Annotated in this window: 10 protein-coding genes; 3 read left to right on the top strand and 7 right to left on the bottom strand. The window is 67.7% G+C overall.

The window, feature by feature from the left end; translation table 11 throughout:
- Positions 1–781 precede the first annotated feature (781 nt).
- From JOF41_RS17690 to JOF41_RS38625, 7 genes are all read right to left on the bottom strand, one after another.
- On the bottom strand, positions 782–1,183 hold the full coding sequence (locus tag JOF41_RS17690) for an Imm50 family immunity protein (RefSeq protein ID WP_209620390.1): 402 nt from the start codon (positions 1,181–1,183) through the stop codon (positions 782–784).
- An 8-nt stretch (positions 1,184–1,191) separates the two neighbouring features.
- Positions 1,192–8,022: an HNH/endonuclease VII fold putative polymorphic toxin gene (locus JOF41_RS38305; RefSeq protein ID WP_209620392.1), complete on the bottom strand. Its 6,831-nt coding sequence runs from the start codon at positions 8,020–8,022 to the stop codon at positions 1,192–1,194.
- Between the two features lie 35 nt (positions 8,023–8,057).
- Positions 8,058–11,513: a LamG-like jellyroll fold domain-containing protein gene (locus tag JOF41_RS17700; protein ID WP_209620396.1), complete on the bottom strand. Its 3,456-nt coding sequence runs from the start codon at positions 11,511–11,513 to the stop codon at positions 8,058–8,060.
- Positions 11,514–12,118: 605 nt separating this feature from the next.
- Positions 12,119–12,394, bottom strand: coding sequence for a hypothetical protein (locus tag JOF41_RS17705; RefSeq protein ID WP_209620399.1), 276 nt, complete (start codon positions 12,392–12,394; stop codon positions 12,119–12,121).
- A gap of 1,218 nt (positions 12,395–13,612) precedes the next feature.
- On the bottom strand, positions 13,613–16,216 hold the full coding sequence (locus JOF41_RS17710) for a M48 family metalloprotease (RefSeq protein WP_209620403.1): 2,604 nt from the start codon (positions 16,214–16,216) through the stop codon (positions 13,613–13,615).
- 172 nt (positions 16,217–16,388) lie between these two features.
- The gene (locus JOF41_RS17715) at positions 16,389–16,862 is read right to left on the bottom strand and encodes a hypothetical protein (protein ID WP_209620419.1); all 474 of its coding nucleotides are present in this window, start codon (positions 16,860–16,862) and stop codon (positions 16,389–16,391) included.
- A gap of 477 nt (positions 16,863–17,339) precedes the next feature.
- Positions 17,340–17,609: a hypothetical protein gene (locus JOF41_RS38625; protein WP_209620422.1), complete on the bottom strand. Its 270-nt coding sequence runs from the start codon at positions 17,607–17,609 to the stop codon at positions 17,340–17,342.
- Positions 17,610–17,635: 26 nt separating this feature from the next.
- Between JOF41_RS38625 and JOF41_RS17725 the strand changes: the two genes are divergently transcribed.
- The 3 genes from JOF41_RS17725 to JOF41_RS17735 are packed head-to-tail and all read left to right on the top strand — an operon-like array spanning position 17,636 to position 21,611.
- Positions 17,636–18,196, top strand: coding sequence for a 2Fe-2S iron-sulfur cluster-binding protein (locus tag JOF41_RS17725; protein ID WP_209620425.1), 561 nt, complete (start codon positions 17,636–17,638; stop codon positions 18,194–18,196).
- Positions 18,193–19,179 (top strand): FAD binding domain-containing protein, encoded by a 987-nt coding sequence (locus JOF41_RS17730; RefSeq protein WP_209620427.1) that lies wholly within the window; start codon positions 18,193–18,195, stop codon positions 19,177–19,179. The genes JOF41_RS17725 and JOF41_RS17730 overlap by 4 nt, the downstream gene beginning before the upstream one ends.
- Positions 19,176–21,611 (top strand): xanthine dehydrogenase family protein molybdopterin-binding subunit, encoded by a 2,436-nt coding sequence (locus JOF41_RS17735; RefSeq protein WP_209620430.1) that lies wholly within the window; start codon positions 19,176–19,178, stop codon positions 21,609–21,611. The genes JOF41_RS17730 and JOF41_RS17735 overlap by 4 nt, the downstream gene beginning before the upstream one ends.
- Positions 21,612–21,637 lie beyond the last annotated feature (26 nt).

Consider the following 21,637-nt stretch of genomic DNA (forward strand, 5'->3'; position numbering starts at 1 on the left):
GATCCACGGAATCCCGCAAATTGCATTCGGATATATTCGTTCGGGTCGCGCAATACAAGCCATCCGGATGGACATGGAAGTGACGCTTCAAAGAGGTTCACCGGAAGCGCTACAGGCGAAGCCGACTTCCATACTTCGCATTCAACAGGACCGTCGACACTGGCCTGAACACCAAAAATGAGTGAACTGCCCTCTCGATGCCAACTGCTGAACGCCGGGTCTCAGTCGCTGACGTCATCGTCACTTCCCACATCCCGCAAGATCAGGCATCCATGCTCGATTTTTGTCAGGAACGCGACCACGGGACTATTAGCTACCACCCCTTTTTACTCTTTCCTTGTGAAAGTTGCGAGACGACCCCACCCTGCCATCTAGCGCAGGACAGGCACTGAGGATACGCCGTCTGCGGAGATCCAGGAGTCACGAGGCTAGACGGCGGCTGATGGTCCGGAATCCGGTCTCCGTTTTTAGTGCCAGGGGTCGTGGCATTGCAGGTGTGACATCCGTGCGCATTTCCGGATTCATCGATCAAATCACGAACGCGCCAGATTCGATCTCCGCCACCGCATCCTCCTCCCCTGACAGACACCCAACGTCCCCACGACTACAGGCCAGAGTCGCTCGTTTGACGCACCCCCTACGAGCGATCAGCACCCACCACCGGGCAGTGGAACCCGGCGGCAACCCAGTCCGACAACGGGCCACCTCGACCATCCCGAACACCGAAAGGAGAACCCGCAACAGCAGCGAGGCCGCCAACCTCATGAAAGATCCGGGATAATTAGGACGAGAAAGGCTCACCATTCAGGTAAGCGCCCACCTTGAGAACGTGCGCCGAAATTGCGGATACCACGACGCGCATCGAGGGAGAAGTCAACTCCAGACGCACCCCCCTGTCAACTCGGACATCAATGTCCGCAATTACATTCGTCGATATGCCATCAATCAAAACACTCTCGACACCGCCGAACAACAATTCAATTTGCACGGTGTTAAAACCACTGCGAATCCATTTCGCTGGCGGCAATTCAGGATAGCTCGGCAGATCTATCCTAAGTCGAAAGGCAGGCCCCTCTCTGCTGACCGACACCTCATGAACACGTACTCGCCGCAAGTCTGGCGGTTGCCCATGGTAAACCGCAATAACGCCTTGCGCATCCGACACGATATCAGTCCAGCCCATGACGCCTGCTAGTACTCGTAGTGTTGAGCAGTGCCCGGAATCTTACCAGTCCGCGGGTTTTCATGCGGCCGAACATTGAGATGTGCCCCCTGATCACCGACTCCACCTTCGCCGAATCTATGCCCATATGAGTGATCTTGAATTATCACCAGATTGCCACCATCCTGTTCGAAAGTGTATTCGCGAGTCATCACTCGACGCCCGTTGCCATCCATTACTTGAGAACCGTTACGATCCGTCATGGGAACTTTATTAACTTCGACCGGTTGTCGCCCCATTGGAATTCCGAGATCACGCTTAGCTTCGCGAAAAGCAGCGTTCCTGCTAGGTAGCGTCTTGTGCGTAGGGGCGCTAGCGGCACAATTGTGCACCAGAGCCGAAGTGGCGCCGAGGACTACATAGTAGGTATGAACGCTGTCAACAGTAATATCGTATACCGGCTCGAAGTACACATAGCGTTCAACATCGAGAACCTGCGGTGAAGTGCCATCAACAGCGGTCAGGTACTGACGAAGCTCCAGATCGCCGATGTCGATGAAGCGTTTTTCGCTGTCGCTCCAGACTGGGTGCCAGGAGGTGGCGTCGACGCTGCCGGTGGTGCCGTCCTCGGCGCGCACCGTCAGGCGGGTCATGTCACCTTCGTCGGAGTGGACGATGGTGCCCACGACCTCGCGATCACTCGTCTCACCCGTGGTCGGGTCGGTGGCCTTGACCTTGTCGCCGACATCGACCTCGGCGATCGGTTTGGTCGAGCCGTCGGCCATCAGCACACGCGTCGAGCCCACGAAACTGTGCAGCGCACAACTCTCACCGGCATTGCCGAGCTTGGCGAACGACTCGTTGGCCACCCGCTGTGCTTCGGCGGTGACCGAGTCGACCCGACGCAGGACACCCCGCGCCTTCTCCACGATCGACGCCAACGACGCGACCGCCTTGACCGCCTTGTAACCGGCCTCCAGGACCTTGCCGATCTTCCCCCACGGCACCAGGCCGGCGATCATGCCGCCGCAGGCCCAGATGTCACCCTTGGTGAAACAATCGACGATGTCGTTCCACCCGGAGATGTCCTTGACCGCCTCCCAGGCGACCTCCTTGATCACATCCCACTTCGTCTTGTGGGCATCCGCCAACGCCCTGGCGTACTCCTCGTCACTGATCCCCGCGGCCCGCCGCGCCTTCCGCGCCCCCTCATCAGCCTGCGACTGCACGAACTGCGCCACCCGCGCCCGCCGTGTAAAAGTCTCCCGCTCCTTGTTGAACTGGTCTTGGCTGCCGTGGATGGCTTTGATGTAACGACCGCACAACACACCATCCGGACCACAACTGCGCAGACCGGTGGGGTCGCTGAAGGTGACGGGGCTGTTGTTGCTGTAGGCGTAGCCGTTGAGCTGTTGCGGATCGTTGTTGTCGATGATCGGATCCACCGACAGGAACCGTCCCGAACCCGCGTCGTACAACCTCGCGCCCACACGGGTCAGCCCGGACTCGTCGTTGCGGCCACCGACGAAACCCAACCGGTCCGGCCACGTGGCGGGCAGCCCACCACGCGCCCCACCGAAGGGGGTCTGGCGGCGATGGGTGACCTCCATCGTCGTAGCGGAGACGGTGGCCAGGTTGGTGCCCTGGTGGTCGGGCAGCACCCACTTCAGGCCGGTGACGCTGTTGCGCACCGCCACGACCCTGCCGCCGTGGGTGTACTGGCGGGTCCAGGTCGGGGTGGAGGTGCCGGTCTCCAGGCGGATCTCCTGACCGAACACGTACAGCGTCGTGGCCGAGGGTTCCCGGCTGATCAGGCGCTCGCCGTCGGCGTCGTAGAGGTAGCTCGATTCCTTGCCGTCGGGGTTGCGGACCTTGGCCACGCGGCCCTCGGCGTCGTAGGACAGGACCTGCTCGTCCCCGCCGATTTTGCGCGTGGTGGTGTTGCCGGTGGCGTCGTAGCCGAAGGTGTCCCGTGCGGTGCCGTTGGGCCCGGTTGTGGTCACCGACAGGGCGGTGTGCGGTTGCGGGCTGCCCGGCTGCGGGTAGGTCGTGGTGCGCACGGTGTCGCCCGCGGCGGCGTGCTGGGTCTCGGTGATGCGGTTGCCGGTTTTGTCGAAGGTCCAGGAGTGCCAGTACGGCGCCGCACCGCCCAACGCCGTGGCCGACTTCTCGTCGCCGCACTTGCCCGTGGACGGGGTCCAGGCATCGGTCATCCGGCGCAGGTAGTCGTAGGCGAAGCACTGGATGTCGGGAACCGCGCCCTCGGGGGTGTCGGCGATGCGGGTGATGTTGCCCGCCGCGTCGTAGCTGTAGCCGCGATCGGCGACGATGTTGCCGCTGGTGGCCGTCCGCGTCACCCGCGTGGTCGACAACCTGCGAGTGCCGACTTCGTAGGAGTTGGTGACCACGACGTTCTTCGCCCCGGGAATCTTGAGGCCGGGGCCGTGGACTTCCTGTTCGACCTCGCCGAAGTCGTTGTAGGTGGTGGCGGCCACGTAGGTGTCGGTTCCCGAGGTGGTGTTCAGGACACCGTTGGCGGTGTTGTAGCCGCTGGTCACCGATTCGGAGGGGACGATCTGCACGCCGCCGGAGGTGACCGCTCTGCGCAGGGTGGTGGTGGGTTGGCCGGAGTAGTTGTACCTCTGCACCAGCTCGTAGGTGGTGCCCAGGACTCCTTCCTTGGACGAGGGGATGCTTACCTGCTGGACTTCGGGGCGTCCGGCGGCGTCGTACTTCGTCGTGCGCTTGGTGTATGCGGCGCCGTCGACCCAGCGGCGTGACATCGCGGGCAGGCCCAGGCCGCCGATGACGCTGTCGTACTCCCAGTCGGCCAGCTTCGTGCCCTGTGGGGAGCCTTCGTAGCGAGCGCTGGGGCGGCCCAGGGGGTCGTAGGTGGTGGCCACCGTGCGGCCTTCGGCGTCGGTGGTGCTAGTGACCTGACCCGCGGCGTTGTAGGTGGTGGTGCTGTGGCCGGTGTCCGGATCGTCCGCGCTGATCTTGCGCCCGCGCAGGTCGTAGCCGTAGCGCCAGACGTTGCCCGCCGGGTCGGTCACGGTCTCCAGCAGGCCCGCTGCGGTGTAGGTGTACTTCGTGGCGTCGTACTCGCCGCCCAGTCCCGCCTTGTACTGCCGCTTCTCCACGGTGCGGCCCTGGGCATCGTTGATGACGGTCGTGGCCGTGGCACCGGAGGGCGGGACAGTGTGGACGCGGTCGCCTCCGTAGGAGGTGGTGGTGTGCCACTTCTCGTCGTAGAGCACGCGGAAAGTGGCTTTGACAGGTCGTTCCAGGCCGTCGTACTGGGTGATCGTCTGGCTGGGTGCGGCGTTGTCGAAGGTTCCGGTCAGCTTGCCGTCGGGGGCCTGGCTGTCCCAGTAAGTGCCGTTGGTCTTGTAGGGCAGGCCACGCGAGTCGTAGAAGATGTCGGACAGCTGCCGTCCGCCGGCCTCGCTCACCGCCGGAGTTTGGGTCTGACGTTCGCGCATCAGGCCGTCGTAGAGCGTGTACGCAGTGAGGTACTGGTCGTTCTCCTGCAGCTTCTTGCTGACCACGACGCTGGGCGTGGTGGTGTTGTAGTAGTACTCGAACACCGCGTCGGCCTTGACCTTGGTCTTGTCATGACCGGGCAGCCACACGGCGGTCAGGCGTCCGAGCGCATCGTGGACCAGATCGGTACGCCTGCCGTTGGCGTCGACCGACGCGGTGGAGGCGCCCCACGCCGGGTCCACCGTTTCCGTTGCCGTGTGCCCCAGAGCGTTGGTGCTGGAGATCTGTGTCGCGGGGCCGGTGGAGGGTGTGTAGGCCGTCGAGGTTTTCTGCCCCATCGCGTCATGCACGTCCAGCGGGCGGCCGTAGGCGTCGTAGCTGGAGGTGGAGGCGGTCACCCAGGTCTGGCCGGAGGCGTCCCACTTGTCCAGCGCCTCTGCCTTGGTGATCAGGCCGCGGGTCGGGGGCACGCCCAAGTTCTGGCCGTCGTAGTACGAGCGGGCCAGAGACATGATCGTGGTGGGCGAGGCGGTCACGGCGCAGGTACCCACGACCGTTTCCACCTGCTGGGCGTAGGTGAGCATCCAGGCCGCTTCGTTGCGGGCGTACTGGGTGCGCGTGCAGCTCTCGTCCCCGGTGACCGCGAGGTCGCCGTGGTCTTCGACCTGGGTGGCGATGCCCTCGGCGTTGAAGGACTTGACGACCTTGGTGCGCCGCCAGGTGCCGTTCTCCAGCTTGGTCCGGCCGCGCACCGCCTCGTTGCCGGTGACGAACGCCTTGTTGCCCGCAGTGTCGGTCGCGGTCGGCGTCTGTGGCAGGTAGGGGTCGTTGACCGATGCCGAGACGATCTCGCCGTTGTTGTACTGGCGGGTCTCCCGGACGAAGCCGCGCAACCGGTCCGCATCGCGCACCGGCTCGCCCTCGCTGGTCCGCACCCACACCTCACGGGTGCCGTTGGGCTGTTTGTCGCCGTCCATGCCGCGGTGGTAGACGGTCTCGGTGACCGTCTGCGGTCCTTCGCCGGATTCGGTGCCGCCCTTGGCGGTGCGCACGGTCTCGTAGCCGCGCCATTGCGACCAGGTGCGCCGGTTCGGCTCGGCGAACTCGTTGTCGTCGAAGTGCCACGCCGGGGTACCGGAGTACTCGTAGTAGGTGGGGATGCGTTTGGAGCCGCCGGTGAACTCGTCGTCGACCACGGTGGTGACGACGTATTTGTGGAACCAGTCCATGATCGGCTCGGGTGCGCCGTCGGGTGTCCACCAGATCGGGTAGCAGCGCAGCGTGTTGTTCTCGGGCGAGGCGGGCATCCGCGAGCCGGGCACGCAGTCCTGCTCGCTGTACCGGATTTCGGTGATGGCACCGCCTTCGCCGGTGATCCTATCGATCCGGTAGCGGGTCCAGGGATCGCCGGTGTCGACGCCGTCGACCCGGTTGGGCATCGCCCTGTAGCCGAACTTCGTCGGCGGCAGCGTGATCGGGGTGCCGACCAGTCCGGTGTGGACGACCGCAGTCAGGTTCAGCGACGGCGGGTTGCCGTCACCGGTGGGCAGGAACGCGTGCTCCAGGCTCCAGGAATCCACGTCCTGGAACCCGCCACTGCCGTTGGCCACACGGGTGACGACCTTGGTCAACCGCTTGCGGGTGAAGAACGAGGCGCTGTTGCGGTTGGTGCACTGCTCGCCCGCGTTGCAGATCTGGTCGGCGGGCACGTCCGGCCACGACGAGGGCGAGGACTTGATCTGCGACGGGTCACAGGTCACCGCGCCACCGGGCAGACACCGCTCGGCGGTCTCGAAGTCGATCCTGGCACCGGGCTGGGCGTAGGGGTTGTCCGCGCGCAGGCCGTACTCGATGCGCTTGAGGTGACCACCACGAACATACGGCGTGCCCTTGGCCGCATCCGCGTTACGGCCGTAGTGGTTGAACTCCCGCTCGTAGTAGTAGGTGGTGACGTTGCCGTTCGGGTCGACCGAGTAGTCCACGTTCCACCGGTAGCCCTGCTGGCACCACGAGGCGTCGAAGGTGCTCCTGTTGCACGACTCACCGCCGTGGTTGCCGTAGACCGGAGTGGTCCACACCGACTGCGTCTCGTCCCTGCCCGACGACCAACCAGGCAGCCGGTTCAAGCCCAGGAAGTACTGCGTGCCATCGGTCGTGGTGACCTTCCAGTGCTCACCGACATCCCGACCCGCATCGCCCTCGTCACCGTTGGCCGCACCGGTCAGCAACTCCACCCGCGCGCCGTCATCGGCCTGGGCCCGCCAGGTGTTGGTACCGGGAATCCTGATCAGCTTGCCCGACACACCCGCCAGGCTGATCGTGGCGTTGTCGGTGGCCCAGCACTGGTCACCGGTCTTGGTCTGACCGTTGTTACCGCCCAGGTCCAGACTGCACGGCTTGTACTGCCGCTCGATGAACCCACCCGCGGACACGTCCCAACCATCGCCTGCCCACGTGGCCTGGTTGTTGGTCGCCGAGGTGCGCCCGTCCACGCTCTGCGAGGAATAGCCCAACGACACCGACGGCGCCGCACCCGCGATTGCGGGCGGAACCCGCATCGGATAGCCATAGGTGAAATCACCCGACGAACCACCCGCACTCCACGACCCCGCCGGAGCCAACGACGTCGCCTTGTACGTGCCGCTCTCACCGGAAGCCGCCGCGGTGACGGCAAAAACCGCTGGCTGGCCCGATTGGGTAAGTGTCGCCCTACCCGACAGCAGTCGTGCCGCGGTGTTGTTGACAGCATCGGGAACCGGGGTAGCCGTGCGGCACTCCGGCTTGTCCGGCGTGCTCAGCGCGCACGACGGCAACGCGGTCAGCTTCAGGCGCGAGCCGTAGCCACCACCGAATGCGTCGGCGAACGACTCGTAGTCGAAATGGACATCCAACGGCGTGTTCGCCGCGTTGCCGCCGTCGACGAGGCTGAACACCACCCCGTAAGGCGCCACGGCCTGCGTGGCCGCAGGATCGGCCACCTCGACACGCACCGTGCCCACCGCCGCCTGCCGCCGCGCGGACTGATCCCCCGCGACAGCCAGGGAGACCGGAGTCCCCGCCGCGCGCACCGCGGTACCCGCCACACGGGCCGCGACCTGGGCAGGGGTGCCACCGGTCGCAGCGAAGTCGACCTCGCTGCGGGCCGCCCGCGGCCAAACGACCTTCGCGGGTTCGGTGATGGCCAGGCCCGCGTTCGGATCCGGTTGCGGCGTTCGCGGCGGGATCGGGTTGACCTGCAGGGGTTTTTCCTTCGGCACCACGGGCAGCTCGGTCCCGGTGTCCGGTGCGGCGACGGCTTGGGTGGACGACGCGGCCAGCACCAGCACGACACCGAACGCCACTGCCCGCTTTCTCCAGGACGGCGATCCAGCGCTCACGACAAGGCTCCTCATGAAGTCGAACCGGTGCGATCTCAGTAGTGGAAGGTGTTGTCGAACAGCAGGTTGATCTCGGCCGAGGTCAGCACGCCCGAGTACATCCGCACGTCGTCCACGTCGCCCTTCCACGCATCGGAGCGTCGGCCTTCCCAGATGCCGCGACCGATCCACAGCGGCCCGGTGGCCTGCCAACCTCGAATGCCGGTGCCGTCAGGGGTGTTGGAGAAGGTGCTCTGCTTGACACCGTTGACGTACAAGGTGATACCTCCGGTGACGGCGTCGTAGGTGGCCGCCAGGTGCACCCACTCCCCTGCCGTGGCGGGTTTGTCGGACAGCGCCGTCCACCCGTCACCGGTGGTGGCCGACTTGGACACCAGGAAGCCCCATTTGCCGGTCTCGGGTCGGTAGCCGAGCAGGAACGGTGAGTACTTGGTGTCCCCGATACTCACGGCGGCGCGTGCCGAGGAATCCAATTCGCCGTGGCGGACCCATGCCGTGACCGTGTAGGAGCGGTCGGTGCGCGCATTCCCCGGGAGCGTTCCGGTGACCTCGCCGGTGCCGGAGGCGTCGTAGTTGAGCCACTTCTCCTCGCTGGCGGCCTGGGACTGCGCGGCACCCGCCCAGGCCACACCACCGGCCAACGTGGCGTTGGCCCCGGACACCTCCTCGCGTGTCGTGCCGCCGGAGCGCTCGTCGAGCAGGTAGCGGGCACGCGGCACGGCGAGGTTGGTCGCGGCCGCGGCGTCGTCGGCACCGAGTTCCCGGTCCCACAACTGGACGTGGTCCACCGCGCCGGGAAAGTGGTTGGCGCGCGCGCCGTTCCACCGCGCGGCACCGACGACCAGGCTGCCGGCAGCTTGCCAGAAGCTCATCGCCACCGATCCCTGCGCCTTGCCGTTGACATACAGCGTGGCGTTGCGGCTGTTGGGCTCGTAGGTGGCCAGCAGATGCGTCCAGGCACCGACCTCGGGGGCGTCCAACGAGTTGATCGAGACTGCCGGCGGGGAATCGGCATCCCGTTCGGTCGCGCTGATCCGCCACCGGTTCACGGCCGGGTCGTACTGCAGGTAGAACGGGCTGACCCGGTTGCCGTCCTGGCTGAGCACGGTGAAGTAACCGTCGGTCCGCTCCAGTTTGACCCACGCCCCGACGGAGAACGCCCTCGCAGTGTCCACGATCGACGACGCTGACGCCGCGGCAGCGCTATCCCCGTTGAGCTTCAGTCCGTTACCGGCATACGCCGGTGCGAACTCCGCCCCACCGGACAGCGTCAACGGCCGGTTCCCGGCTCCGGTGTCGGCCGCGGTGTCACCCGAGATCTCGTCCAGCTTCCACTCAGCCAGTGCTGGCAGCGGCGGGGTGACCTCGAACCGGTACTCGGCAGGAGCACCCGAGCTGTTGCCCGCCCGGTCGAGAGCGTTGACGTAGAGCACGTTGGTGCCCGCGCGGGTCGGCGTGATCGGCACGGTCACCGTGCCATCGCTCGAGGCCACATCCACGGTGTGGGCTTTCCCGCTGCCGCCGTTGAGCGACCACGTGTAGCGGACGATGTCCATGCTGCCGTCACGGCCGGTGTTGCCGTTGACCTTGAAGGTGAAGTTGCCCGTGTGCCCCACGCTGCCGTGGACGCCGCTGGTCGGATAGTCATTCGAGAACACCGCCGGGATGTTGGGGCGGACGGTGTCGACCTCGAACTCGCAGTACGGCGACCAGGTGTGGAACTGGCGGTCACCCGCCCACACACGCCAGGTGTAGATGCCGTCGGTCTTGATGTAGCCACCAGGAACGAACGCGGAGCCGATCGAGTTGGACGGGATATCGATGGCCGTGAACTGCGCAAACTGGTTCTCGTCGCCCAGTGCCCCTTCCGTTCCGGAGTAGAGCTTGAACGCGGCATCCAGAAAGCCTTGGTCCGGATCGGACAGTCGTGCGCTCAGTTTGGGGGTGCGGGTGAACACGAAGGCTCGGTTAGCTCCCACCCGGCATGGCAGTGTGTGCGCGCCGTCGGGGCTGAAGGCTTCCATACTCATGTCACTCGGCGGGTTGGGATAGCTGTTGTAGACCACTTCCAGGTACGGGTTGAGGTCGAAGCGCCGCCACGAGCGGTTCAGGTCTTCCTCGTTGCTGGCAGCGAGCACGAACGTGGTGATTCCCCACCCCTTGGCCGAGGCCTCCTCGATCGCCGACATCACGTTGAAGTTCGCCGTGCCATCCGAGGCACAGTTCGCGCCTGGATTGTTCGCACGATTGTTGGTGTCCAGGTGTCGCATCCACGGCGTCTGGTTGCGCCACGTGGTATTAGCGTCCACCCAATTGGTCAAATGCACAGACGTCGGCGAAGGCGAGCAGGAGTAGGACTTGATCACCCTGGCCTTCAAGGTGGCGGATTCGATGTGCTTGCCGATGATCGCGCCGGTGTTCATCTGCACGTAGGTTCGCGAGGTGCCCGCCTCGCCGTTCGGGCTCTGCAGCTCGTCGCCGTTGACATAGCCGACCTTGAGGTCGCTGAGCATTCCGGTCGTGGCGTCGAAGTTGCGCGCGTCCGGCCACGGCGACTGCACGACCACGTGGTGGGCCTTGCCGCAGGTGGTGCAGGAGTAGTTCGGGTCGATGTGCACCGGGTAGGTGGTCGCCGGGTCGTCCAGGAACGCCTGATCCGGGGTCACCGCGACGGTGTCCGGAGTGACCTCGACGTCCATGGTGGCCCGGCGGTCACCAGGGGTGGGACCGTCCGTCCGATCCTCCTCGGATTCACCGGAGGAGTCCCACATCCGCGACGCGTCCCCGGCGAACACCGTGTTGCCGGCCTCGTCCTTGACCGCCAGCCCGCTCGGCACTTCCTCGATGCGCACGTTCTCGGTGTGCGACCGGAAGTCGATGGTGCGCAGCTCCGGGTGGTCGGCGGCCTGCGGCGTCTTGACCACCAGGACCTCGCTGAAACCCCGCAACCCCGCTTCGACCTTCAGGTCAACACCGGGAAAGACCTCCGGGTAGGTCACCGTCGTCTCGGAGAGCGTCGGCTCGGGCAGGTCCTCCGGCCAGCTGAACCCCACTTCGCGGTCCCCGTCGGCCAGCTTGGCCACCGGCCCCCGCCGCGCCGAGCCGACGCCCCCCGACGAGAACTCCATGGCCACCGGCGCCGCCTTCGGCGCGATCGTGCCGTCGGGCTTGTGCTCCAACGTCAGATCGATCGGCACCCACACCCCGTCGCGTTTGGCGCGCACCGGCTGCACGTGCTGGGTGTAGGTCATCGTGCCGTCCGGGTTGGCGTACAGCTCCTCCGACTCCGAGGTCGCCAACGCCACCCGCACCGGCTTGTCCCCCAACGCGGCATACCGCTTGGCGGTCGCCTCGTCGGCGGCCACGTCCGGAACCGGCTGCGGCGCGGCAACCGCGGCCACGGGCACCAGCCCGGCGCCCACCATCGCGAGAACGATTCCACAACCGAGTGTGCGCAGGGCAAAGCCCCGCGCACGGATGCGCGATCGCATGTGTGAAGCCCCCCGCCCGCGGAGCACCCTCCGCGAGTTAGTGATCAATTCCCGACCCGAAGAGAGACTATGACGCCTCAACAGGCATCAGGTTGCCTGCCGAACGGAGCAACTTCGCCATGCTCAGGGTCACCCCGGCCACTCACCGGTAGCGCAGTGACCGCCACGAGGCCTGGCGAAGGGGACGCGCCGCGTTCACCGAACAGTGCGCCGAGCCAGCGAGTTGGCCTCCCCGCCCTCGAACAGAGCATCGACGCGACTCACCCATGAAGTCACCCGGCCGACCTCCGAGTGATGCTGAACACCACCGACCAATCATGATCAGGTGCGGTTCCGCAGGTCCTGCGGGCCACAGGATCCAGCGCCAGTGACTCTGCGCCCCTCGTAAGCGCACCAACCAGGTCAAGATCAAGGCTGGCCAGTGGTGACCTCTTCGGTGCCGCACGAAGTGGTCACGATGACACTCGGGGAGTGGATCAGGACCACAAGGTCACGACCAGCAGCTTCATCGCCGGAGCCAGACCAGCTGACCACAAAGCGACGGTTCCCCGAGGAGTTCTGCTCCCACGGGCCCCTCAACGCACCGGACCGGACCGCCCACCGGATCAGGAACCATGGCTGTGGTCGAACGACACCCAGGTCACCAGCAGCACGTCCACCCGGTCCTGGGTGGTCAGCAGCAGGTAGGTGATCAATCCACGCCCCTGGCCGAACGTCAGGTGGAACAGCCCGCCATCCGGATTGTCCGGGTTGAGCGGGCTGTCCCGCTCAGATACCAAGGTCAAGCCCTCGAATGCCTCACCGAGCGCGACAAGCGCCTCGGGTGGAAGTGCCCGGATCTGCTCCTGCGCGTCAGGATCGACATCGAGGGTGTACGCCATGATCGTCGTTGACCGCCGTCCGGGCCACCGGCGACTACAGCCCAACTCCGCCCGCAACTCGTCCCACGACACACTACCCGGCCGGGGCACCCGTACGACGAACCTCGGCGGTGGTGGCCACCAGCCGACGGGCCGCCTCCGGGTCCTCACGGGTGAGCAACGCGAGCCGCCGTCACACCCGCAGGGTCGACCGCAACTGATCCAGGCGCAGAGTCCGCCGGGCGCGGTCAACGCGGCATCGAAAGCGGCGTCGAACCCGTCGGTGTGCTCAGGAAGCAACGCGGCACGGATCGACTCCGGCGAGCCGAACAACGCCGCCGCCCTGCCGTCACCGCCCCACAAGGCACCAGAACAGCGCACTGGGCACTGAGCTACGCATGGGCCGCCCGACCTGCACGAACGATGTTTTCGGCAAGCACAACGTTCGCCGCGTCGCCGCCGAGGTCGGCCACCTCCTGCGGCATGGTCAGGCGCACGGCTCCATCCCAGCCCGACTCGCCCCGGAGCCGTCCAGCGGTCAACCCGCGGCAAGGCCCCTTTCCGCGGCCATGTCCACCACCAGACCGAGTGCGGTCGTCGCGTCGGTCCGGGTGTCGTTGCGCAGTCACCACAGGCTCGCTGGCAGTGGCCGGCCCACCAGCAACTGGTTCACTCGCGGAGCGCTGACTCCGTTCGCCCGGATCGCCGCGCGGAATGCGACTTCCACCTCCCCGCGCATGCCTCCCGACCCACGGCATCGGCGAGGTCGTCCCGCCCGGTGTCCCGGCGGGGACCGATCACCAGCTCGACCGTCGCTTCGCCATCCACTTCAACCCGAAAACCCGCATCCACACCCCCGCACCCCGCGCAAGTGGGAACCCGCCGAGCCCAGGACAGACCCCGCAACCTGCTGCTGCGCTGCTTGCGCGTCTCCGACGAACGCGTCTTCGCCCTGCTGATCGGCCACTGGAGAGCACTACGTCACACCACCACCTGCCCTCCTCCGCGAACTCATCCGGACCGTCACCGCAACGCGTTCAACAGTTGAATGGCCTGCTCCCACTCAGCGGGCACCGTGACATACCAAGCGGTGCTGTCATCGGCCTCCACGGCCACCATCCGCTTGCCCGACGACTCCGCCACGATCGGGCACTCCACGATCTGGTCGAGGCCGTCCGCGAAGCGCCGCAGCTCGGCCTCGCCCCGCCTCGGTGTTCCACCAGTCGGGTTCGGCTCCCGTCACAGCTTCGCGACGATCGCGTTCATCGCGTTCGTCACAAGCCGTTCGACCTCGTCGAGGAAAGCCTGCGGCGGACTGGTGCCGAGGTGGAACCAGTCGAGGGCGACGTCCACCCGGTTCAGGCCGAAGATCGCCGTGTAGTGCTCGAAGGCGAAGAGCGTGGCGATCCCCTTCAACTGCCCTTGTCCGGTGATGGACCGCCGACGCGCCAGGGGGAAGTCGAGCGCGGGCCGCGGGGTGATGTGGAAGTCGTAGTAGCGGTTCTCCTCGGGTGAGACGAGTTGCCTGAAATCGGCGCACGCCTGGTTCTCCGCGTCGATGTCGGAGAAACCCGGCGGAGGCGTCGAGTACGAGGTGATCGACACCGAGATGGATCCGCCGTCCGGTCTGCCCCCCAGCGGAAAGGTGAACCGCTGCTCGACCTCGGCGGCGCGCGGAAGGGCCTTCTCGTTCGCGATCGACCGGTCAAGGGCGGCGTCGCAGGTGGCGGGGGTCTGGACCGACGACGAGTCGTCCGGGATGTTGGGCACGCTTCTCGCACCGGGTGGGAGCACGCCGGGCACGTCGGCCAGGGCAGCGGTGGCGGCGGCCTGGTCCAAAGGCTTCTCGGCCTCCACCGGCGGATCAGGTCGGGGCGAGGCCTGTTCGGCGAGTTGCGACCGGGTGTCGGGTTGGGCGAAGTCGGATTCCGCGGTCGTGACGCCGGACAGGCCACCCGCCACGAGCAGCAGGGCCAGCAGCGCGGTGACACCGCCTGCGGCCCAGCGAACCGCACCGTGTCGGGGTTCCCGGCGTCGCAGCATGACCACGAGCGAAGCCGTCAGCGGAGCCGTGCCGACCAGGGCCAGCACCAGCAGCCATCCCGGTGCTTGCAGGGTTTCCTGGAAGACGTTCGAGTCGCCGCCGTGCCGGACCCGCCGGATCAAGTACTGGGCGCCACCGGCCGACGCCGCGACCAGTAGTCCACAGAGGACACCAGAGGGCAGTTCGGGCAGCGCGCCGCCATTGACGATCACCACCGCCACGGCGGCGACCAGCCCGGCGAGCGCGCAGATCCACCACGTCTGGTAGGCCAGGAAGGCGCTCCTGGCGTCGGAGAGCTGGTCGTCCAGGCGGAGCTGCCAGGACAGCGCCGCCGCCACGGCGCCGACCACGGCGGTCACCCCGCTCACCACCGCGGCTGGTCGTCCAGGGCGTCGGACGACGAGCGCCAGCGCGACGAGGAGCAGCGCCGCCGTGTGGCGCCAGACCTGGTCGTAGCCGTTGGTCACCAGGAACGACCGGAACGACGCGGTGCCGCCGGTCGCCACGTGGACCGTCGCGGTCCCGGTGAGCGTGCCCACGGCGGCGGCGAGGACGGCCGTCACGGCGAGTGCGGCACCGAGCCCGCCTGGGCGTCGGTGGCCGGGGTGCGCGGCGAGGCGGGCGACCAATCCGGCGGTGAGCAGGGCGACCGCGAAGGCGGCGACCACCAGACCGGGCACCAGCACCAGCAGCAGCGACGGCAGCGGCAGCAGGTCCCGTTCCGGGCCGGGGGCGGTGATGGTGCTCAAACCGGGCGGTTGGAGGCAGTACCCGACGACCAGGCCCACCACCGCGCCTGCCAGCCGACCCGTCCACCCGGACGGGTCGGACGCCGCCTGCCTGGTCCACGACGGCACCACCACCGAGGCCCACAGCAGGGCCGCGACCACCGAAGCCGAGCTGATCGCGGTGCCGTTGAACGGCAGCAGGCTGCCCAGGACGAGGTAGGTGGCGTGGTAGGTGGCCATGGCCACGACGCCGGCCGTGGCGGTGAAGACGAAGCCGCCTTCCCGATCAGGCGCGTCCACGTCGAGGGCGAGCCGGTCGACGGCCGCCGGGTGGATGGCGAACACACCCGTCCTGCGCTTCTTCGCGGGCTTGACCACGCGCGCCAGCGCGTTCGGGTCGGCGGTCACCTCCAGCGCGTGGCGGTCGGCGGCCAGCTCGCGGCGGCGCAGCAGCCCGGCGCGCAGCACGAACATCGCCACCGCCACGACCAGCGAGACGAGCAGCGAGAGGCCGTAGAACTCCCACACCACCTCGGGCGCGGCCGCCAACGGGACCAGGGCGAGCAGCAGGGCGGGCACGGCCAGCCACCCCGCCCACCACACGGCCGAGGCCCACAGCACGTCGCGCGCCCGGACGTGCCCCACCTCGTGCGCGGCCACCGCGTCGAACGCGATCGGCTCGGCGTAGGCGTAGGCCAGCGGGATCACCACCCAAGGGCGCGTCCCCGGCAGACCGGTGGTGAACGCCTGCGTTACGCCGGTTCCCGGCGGCGCGAGCACCAGGTGCGGCCGGTCCCGCCTGGTCAGGCCCTGGCTGTCGCACAGCACGGCGAACCGCTCGGTCAACCGCTGCGAGGCCGCGGGTATCCCGGTGATCCGACCGGGCCGCAGCCGCCACCGCTCGGCGAGGCCGCCCAGCAGCACCAGCAGCCACGCGGCGGCGGGCAGGGCGACGGCACCGGCGAGGACGGCGGTGGCCTGCACGCGGAGGTTGTCCTCCATGCACTGCCGGTACGCGGCCTGGTCGAGCGCCACCGGATCGGTGCCGTCCACGGAGATCCCGTTGCGCACCAGGCAGGCTTGCGCGCCGGCGATGTCCCCAGGTCGAAGGTGGTGGACAACGCCTGGCCCGCGCCCGCCCCGAGCACCGCCAACGCCCCCCACACCAGCACGTGGACCCACCCTGGGCGGGCCGGTGCGGCGGCGCGCACCAGCCGAGGTTCCCCGTCCGCGACGGGTGCGGTCATCCGTCGTCGGTCCTGTGCAAGGCACCGTGCACGGCGTCGGCCAGCATGGTCGCCTCGGACTCCGACAGACCCAGCGTCATCCCGTGCGCGATGCAGGCGGCCCGCGCGCGTTCGACCTGCTCCGGGGTGAGGGTGATCTGCGCCGACGGCACCACCGCGCGCTTGCGCCACCACCGCCTGCGCTGGAGCCGGGCGAACGCGCTCGCGCCCAGCACCTGCGCGAGGGTCCCGGCCAGCAACGGGTACACGAGGTCGGCCAACACCCAGGGCTGCACCCCGGAGCCAACCGTGCCACCGGTCCACGACCTCGACCCGCGCGGCGGGGCGCCGCGTTCCCACGAGGCGGTCACCAGTGCCAGGTAGTCCACCTGCTCCGGTTCCACCTCCGCCACGATCCGCCGCGCGAGGTCGGCGATGGTCACCGGCTTCCCGGACGAGCCGACTTCGCCGGGATGGGGCGTCTCCGTCATCCGATCACCCGATCAGTTCCGTTGACCGCGATTCGAACGCTCTCGGTGGTTGTCGTGGTGGGAGCGCCGCACATTACGCGGGAGGGAGCGCACCAGTCCGCTTCGTCAGGGAGTGGGGCCGAACAGCCGGGCCGAGGCCGCCGTTCGCGTGCATCGGGGTCGCTCTGTTCATCCGCTACTGGGTTCATCCTGTTCTGCTGGCCGTTGGAGCGCCGTTCCCGGGCTGTGGGGGGGCGGCGAGTCGGCGGGTGGGATGTGGACACCGGAGCAGGGGGCCGGTGGCGCAGTGGTCCATGGTCGCGGCTGGGAGGTGCGGCCCTTCCGTTGACACGCGGAACACCGTTCAGTACGTTCCTGAACAGTGTTCCGCCGGAACACCGTTCAGCTGCCTCTGGGGAGTCCCGTGCGCCATCGCGACCTCGGCCGGACCGGCATCAAGGTCGACCCTTGCGGGCTTGGCACGCTGATGTTCGCCACTCAGGTCGGCAACCCTGATCCCGAGGATTCGCTCAAGATCACCCCAGGGCGCTCGATGCCGGGATCAACCTGGTCGACTCCGCCGACTCGACGCCCCACCTCGCGATGGCCTTCGCGATCTCGCACCCGGCGGTGACGAGCGCGCTGCTCGGCGTTCGCACCACGGAGCACCTGGACGACCCGCTCGCGGGGATGGGCGTCGTCCTCTCCGACGACATCCTCGACCGGATCGACGAGATGGTCCCGCCCGGCACCGACATCGGCACCCATCCGAACAAAGGATTCAGGGAACGAAGATGTACGCGAAAAGCGGAGCGATCCGCATCAACGGCACCCCGGTCCCACCACCCGACGACCCACGTGTCTCCCTCCTCGACCTCCTCCGTGAGACGCTCGGCCTCCACGGCACGAAGAAGGGGTGCAACCAGGGCGGGTGTGGCGCGTGCACCGTGCTCGTCGACGACGAGCGCATCGTCTCGTGCCTCGCTCTTGCAGTCCAGTACACAGGACGAGATGTCGTCACCATCGACGCCTTGGCCGGCGAGGACGGGCTGCACCCGTTGCAGCAGGCGTTCATCGAGCACGACGGATTCCAGTGCGGATACTGCACGCCCGGCCAGATCTGCTCGGCGATCGGAATGGCAGGCGAGCTCGAACGCGGCGTACCCAGCCACGTCACCGGCGATCTGTCGGCGAAGCGGATCGAGCTCACCGATGACGAGCTGCGCGAGCGGATGAGCGGCAACCTGTGCCGCTGCGGCGCGCACAACGGAATCGTCTCGGCGATCGCGCAAACGCATCGGGCGGGCCAGCTCTCGCCTCGGAGCAGCACGAAGGCCCGGAGGGTCGCGCGATGAAACCGTTCACCTACGCGCGAGCAGGCGATGTGGCAGAGGCACTGCGAGCGGGCGCGGCGCCGGGTGCCAAGTACATCGGCGGTGGCACGAACCTCGTCGACCTGATGCGCGAGACCATCGAGCAACCGACGGCATTGGTCGACGTGACCGGCCTGTCCTCGGACATCAAACGGCTCCGCGACGGCGGCCTGCTGATCGGCGCCGCGGTGCGCAACACCGAACTGGCCACGCATCGCGAGGTCCGCACGCAAAGTCCCGTGCTGTCTCGGGCGGTAGTGGCGGGTGCCTCGGGACAGATCCGCAACATGGCGACTGTGGGCGGCAACATGCTGCAGCGCACGCGATGCGCCTACTTCTACGACGCCGGGGGTTCGCGCTGCAACAAGCGAAACCCAGGGCAGGGCTGCGATGCGATCGAGGGGTTCAACCGCACGCATGCGATCCTCGGCGCCTCGTCGGCGTGCGTCGCGACGCATCCGTCGGACATGTGTGTAGCACTCGCTGCCCTCGATGCGGTGGTGCACCTGGACGGGCCCGCTGGTGCCCGCAAAGTGCCGCTGACCGAACTGCACCGGCTGCCGGGCGACCACCCCGAGGTCGAGACTGTTCTCGGTCGGGGCGAATTGATCACGGCGGTCGAACTACCGCCGCTGCCCTGGGCGAGGCGCTCGACGTACCGCAAGGTACGCGACCGGGCGAGCTACGCCTTCGCGCTGGTGTCGGTCGCCGCTGCCCTCGACGTGCGAGGCGGCGAAGTCAGGAACGTGCGAATCGCGCTGGGCGGGGTCGCGCACAAGCCATGGCGCGCCCATGAGGCCGAGGCCGCACTCACCGGAGGTCCAGCCACCACACGGGCCTTCCGCGCCGCGGCTGAGGCCGAACTGATGGCTGCCAAACCGTTGCGCGACAACGGATTCAAGATCGAGCTCGCCACGCGGACCATCACCGCCGTGCTCAGCGAGCTGGCAGGAGGAACGCGATGAGCAGCCAGACGCCTGATGACGTGACAGACGAGAACGTCTCCGACCAACTACACGCTCGCCAGGGCGGATGGACTTCACCTGAACGCGGTGGTCCGTCGCTGACGCGACGCAGGGTGCTCGGCGCCGCAGGCATGGGTGTCGTCGTGTCGGCGCTCTCCGGTCCATCCGGCATCGCCAGTGCCGCCCGTCCGAGCGCACCCGCGCGGACTCGGTCCGGACCGCCGAGCCAAGAGTGGATCGGAGCCCCACTCCCCCGGACCGAAGGGCCGCTGAAGGTGCGCGGCGCGGCGCCCTACGCCGCCGAGTTCGCATTCCACGGCATGGTTTACGCCGCACTGGTGTTCAGCACCATCGCCAAGGGCCGCATCGTCGCGATCGACACGAGCGCGGCGGAGTCCGCACCCGGCTTCGTGCACGTGATGTCCCACTACAACGCACCCCGGATGAAGCCGATGATGCCGTGGGCATCGAGCGAGAAGGCAGCGGGCAACGACGCCCTGCCGATCATGCAGGACGACCGGATCCGCTGGAACGGTCAGCCGATCGCTGTCGTACTGGCCGAGACGCAGGAGCAGGCCGACTACGCCGCCTCGCTGGTCCGAGCGACCTGTGAAGCGGAAGCCGCGACCACCTCGTTCGCCCAAGCGAAGGCGAACGGAACCGAGACCGCCATGCTCGGCGGCCAACCGGTGCACATCGAGATCGGCGACGCGGAAGCCGCGCTGGCGACGGCGGCGGTGTCCGTGGACGCCACCTTCCACACGCCGTACCAGAACCACAACGCCATCGAGCCGCATGCGGTTACCGTGGCCTGGCACGGCGACGAACTCGAGGTGCACGACGCGTCGCAGTCCGTGGCGCACAACGCCTGGTCGCTCGCCACCATGCTGGGGATCGACGAGCACCAGGTCCACGTGACCTCGCCGTACGTCGGTGGCGCGTTCGGCGGGAAGTTCATGGGGACGCACCAGGTGCTGGCCGCGGCGGCGTCCCGGCTGGCAGGCAGGCCGGTGCGGCTCGCGCTCTCCCGCGCGGGTGTGTACCGGCTGGTCGGCGGACGTGCGCTCACCGAGCAGCGGTTGGCCATCGGCGCCGCGCGCGACGGCCGCTTCGTCGCACTGATCCACACCGGCACCTCCACCCACATCCCCGGCAGCCCACATCCGGAACTGGCCCAGTTCGTCAGCTACAGCTCCTACGCGACGGACACCTTGAAGATCGACCTCCAGTGGGCGTACCTGGACATGGTCGCCAACGCCGCCATGCGCGCGCCGGGAGAAGCGGTCGGCAGTTTCGCGCTCGAGAGCGCGGTGGACGAGGTGGCCGTCGCCCTCGGCATGGATCCGATCGAGCTGCGGATCCGCAACGAACCCGCGACCGATCCGCTCAGCGGCCTGCCGTTCTCCTCGCGCAACATCGTCAAGGCATGGCGGGCAGGCGCCAAGCGGTTCGGCTGGGAACGACGCAACCCCACCCCCCGCGCGGTTCGCGAGGGTGACTGGCTGATCGGCATGGGCTGCGGGGCCGGTTCGCACATGTACGCTCGCGAGCCCGGTGGATCGGCGCGACTCACACTGGCAGGCGACGGCACCGTCGAGGTCGCCATCGCCGCGCACGACGCGGGCATGGGTACCGCCACCGTGCAGACCCAGATCATCGCCGAGCAGCTGGCGCTCCGCCCGGAGCAGGTCGAGCTCCGTCTCGCCGACTCGGCGCTCCCCGGTCTGGTGCCGGGCGTCGGGTCAAGTCAGACCACCACCGTCGCCGCGACCATGGTCGCGGCCACGCACGAGGTGGTGGCCGAGTTGCTCAAGCTCGTGCGTGGGGATTCACCGCTGGCGGGACTCACCGCCGACGACGTCACGCCCCGCGACGGCGGCCTGGCCAAGATCGACGACCCCGGACGTCACGAGAGCTACGCCTCGATCCTCACCAGGGCCGGACGTGACGAACTCACCATCGACGCGAGCGGCGGCAACCCGACCGAGTCGGAGCGGTACTCGATGTACTCCTACGGGGCGATGTTCTGCGAGGTCCGGGTCAACGCCGTCACCGGGGAGACCAGGGTCAGCCGCCTGCTCGGCTCGATGGACTGCGGGCGGGTCATGAACGCCAGGACCGCCGCAGGCCAGTTCCGCGGCGGCATGATCATGGCGATGGGCCTGGCGCTGACCGAGGAAACGCTGTACGACGAACGCACCGCCCGCATCATGAACCCCAGCCTGGCCGAATACCACATCCCCGTACACGCGGACGTACCGAAGATCGACGTCATCTGGACCGGCATCCCCGATCCGCATGCTCCCCTGGGCGCCCGCGGTATCGGCGAGCTCAGCATGAACGGAACGGCTGCCGCCATCGCGAACGCGATCTACAACGCCACCGGCAAACGCGTCCGCCAACTGCCCATCACGCTCGACAAGCTGCTCTGAGCACGCCGATCAGGTCACGGACAGAT

This window comes from Saccharothrix coeruleofusca (assembly GCF_017876325.1).
In the GTDB taxonomy this organism is placed as follows: Bacteria; Actinomycetota; Actinomycetes; order Mycobacteriales; family Pseudonocardiaceae; genus Actinosynnema; species Actinosynnema coeruleofuscum.

Coding starts and splice junctions, on each gene's coding strand:
- JOF41_RS17690 (WP_209620390.1), bottom strand. CDS start 1,183: ATGGGCTGGACTGATATCGTGTCGGATGCGCAAGGCGTTATTGCGGTT.
- JOF41_RS17700 (WP_209620396.1), bottom strand. CDS start 11,513: ATGCGATCGCGCATCCGTGCGCGGGGCTTTGCCCTGCGCACACTCGGT.
- JOF41_RS17705 (WP_209620399.1), bottom strand. CDS start 12,394: ATGGCGTACACCCTCGATGTCGATCCTGACGCGCAGGAGCAGATCCGG.
- JOF41_RS17715 (WP_209620419.1), bottom strand. CDS start 16,862: ATGACGGAGACGCCCCATCCCGGCGAAGTCGGCTCGTCCGGGAAGCCG.
- JOF41_RS38625 (WP_209620422.1), bottom strand. CDS start 17,609: ATGGGTGCCGATGTCGGTGCCGGGCGGGACCATCTCGTCGATCCGGTC.
- JOF41_RS17725 (WP_209620425.1), top strand. CDS start 17,636: ATGTACGCGAAAAGCGGAGCGATCCGCATCAACGGCACCCCGGTCCCA.
- JOF41_RS17730 (WP_209620427.1), top strand. CDS start 18,193: ATGAAACCGTTCACCTACGCGCGAGCAGGCGATGTGGCAGAGGCACTG.
- JOF41_RS17735 (WP_209620430.1), top strand. CDS start 19,176: ATGAGCAGCCAGACGCCTGATGACGTGACAGACGAGAACGTCTCCGAC.